Genomic DNA, 521 nt, shown 5'->3' with positions numbered 1-521 from the left:
GACAATATCTGGCGCGGTGCGTCGGAAATTTCTTCCGGCAATAACGATCTCTCTTCACGTACTGAAGAGCAGGCGGCGGCACTGGAAGAGACGGCGGCCAGTATGGAGCAGCTGACGGCGACGGTGAAATTCAACGCCGACAACGCCCGTCAGGCGAGCGCACTGGCAGACAACGCGTCCGTTACCGCCAGCAAAGGTGGCAAACTGGTCAGCGATGTGGTTTCTACCATGCAGGGTATCTCCGGCAGTTCACAGAAGATTGCTGAAATCACCAACGTGATTAACAGCATTGCCTTCCAGACCAACATTCTGGCGCTGAACGCAGCGGTAGAAGCGGCGCGTGCCGGTGAGCAGGGTCGTGGCTTTTCGGTAGTTGCAGGCGAAGTGCGTAACCTTGCCCAGCGCAGCGCCGGTGCGGCGAAAGAGATTGAAAGCCTGATTGCAGACTCGGTACAGCGCGTCGATAACGGCTCACGTCTGGTGAATGAAGCCGGTGTGACGATGAATGAAATCCTCAAGTC

General features: G+C 57.0%; 1 protein-coding gene. It reads left to right on the top strand.

Annotated elements, in window-relative coordinates:
• The coding region (locus ACSZO1_RS22700) for a methyl-accepting chemotaxis protein (RefSeq protein ID WP_437616667.1) at positions 1-521 on the top strand (521 nt) is incomplete at both ends.

Origin of the sequence: Erwinia sp. V71 (genome assembly GCF_965644245.1) — a bacterium.
GTDB lineage: Bacteria > Pseudomonadota > Gammaproteobacteria > Enterobacterales > Enterobacteriaceae > Erwinia.
This window is presented reverse-complemented; position numbering and strand designations above follow the sequence as displayed.